Below are 1,131 nucleotides of genomic sequence, written 5' to 3'. Positions count from 1 at the left end.
TTTATTAATTCCATTTATGTTACAATAATTTTCAGATTATTTCAGTTTTTTCAGAAGTTAGATTTTCCTGAGGAATTAATTACAACGTGTTTGTGTATGATTTCGTTGCGTGTTTCATCAACTAATTTAGCAAATACAAACCGAATAGAAAATCCGCGAGGATTTTCGTAAGTAAGCCTTTACTAGCAATGAATTATACACGGTGTTAGCAACTGGCTTTTATTCTTTCCGAAATTCGATTATATTCTTTTTCTCCTAGTTCCGATATAATTTTCTCTTTATTAGACTCAAAGATATTCTTGAAATTTAGAAATTCAGTTGAGTTTTTATTCCAAAATTCAGTTGGCACTTTTGAAACAGAATCTAATAAATCTCCTTCATACAAATCTCCTTCGACAATTATATTCTGTTCAAGTTTTTCTAATGCTATTCCAATTAAAAATTCAATTCCGATTTTTTGCGAAATCAAAAGTCGAATTTGTTCTATTGTTAATTCTGTCACTTTTATTTTTCTGTATTCAAAGCACCTTTTAACCAAATTAGTTGGAAATTCAGATGGTTCTTTCCAATAGTCATTTTCTAATTGTTCGATTGATTTTGATTGCATTTTAATCTGTTATTTCTACTAATCCTAAATCTTTAATTACTTGATTAATGTTAAATTCAAAATCTTTTGGAATATTCACAGTCGCAATACTTCCAAGGTCAACTTGCCAAAATCCGCCTCTTTTTGTTAATTCTTCTCCAAGCATTCGATAATCAGATTCCTTATAGTTTGGTGTCAGTCTAAATCTTCGAGTAATAAATTCCGATTGTTTCAGAATTTTCACAACCTCGTGTTTTTTTTCAGAGTTGATTCTAGTTTCAAATTCCACACCTAAAGTCAATTGCTTATTAAATAAGTCATTGTCAATCATCCGAAATTTGTTTTCAGATAATTGTTCAACATAAAGAGTAGTCGTAACTTTTTCTTTTCTGTTATAGACTTCAATTTTGACTTCTCTCATTTTTAGCGTTCTGATTTTTGCTTGTTGCTAACGTGTTTATATATGGTTTGTTGCGTGAATTAAGCAACTAATTTAATAAATAATTACAGACAAAGAAAATCCGCGAGGATTTTCGTAAGTAAGC

Annotated in this window: 2 protein-coding genes; both read right to left on the bottom strand. The window is 29.4% G+C overall.

The features are described from left to right. Positions 1-205: 205 nt before the first annotated feature. Positions 206-607, bottom strand: a complete 402-nt coding sequence (locus MPF13_RS15400) for a contact-dependent growth inhibition system immunity protein (RefSeq protein ID WP_249983653.1) — start codon at positions 605-607, stop codon at positions 206-208. Position 608: 1 nt separating this feature from the next. Beyond that, the gene (locus tag MPF13_RS15395; protein WP_249983652.1) at positions 609-1,007 is read right to left on the bottom strand and encodes a hypothetical protein; all 399 of its coding nucleotides are present in this window, start codon (positions 1,005-1,007) and stop codon (positions 609-611) included. Between the last annotated feature and the right edge of the window lie 124 nt (positions 1,008-1,131).

This window comes from Polaribacter sp. Z022 (assembly GCF_023555495.1).
Lineage (GTDB): Bacteria > Bacteroidota > Bacteroidia > Flavobacteriales > Flavobacteriaceae > Polaribacter.
Note: the sequence above shows the minus strand (reverse complement) of the source record. Positions and strands in the feature narration are given on the sequence as shown.

Bases quoted from the DNA above. Each gene is read 5' to 3' on its own strand.
- MPF13_RS15400 (WP_249983653.1), bottom strand. From the start codon at position 607: ATGCAATCAAAATCAATCGAACAATTAGAAAATGACTATTGGAAAGAA.
- MPF13_RS15395 (WP_249983652.1), bottom strand. From the start codon at position 1,007: ATGAGAGAAGTCAAAATTGAAGTCTATAACAGAAAAGAAAAAGTTACG.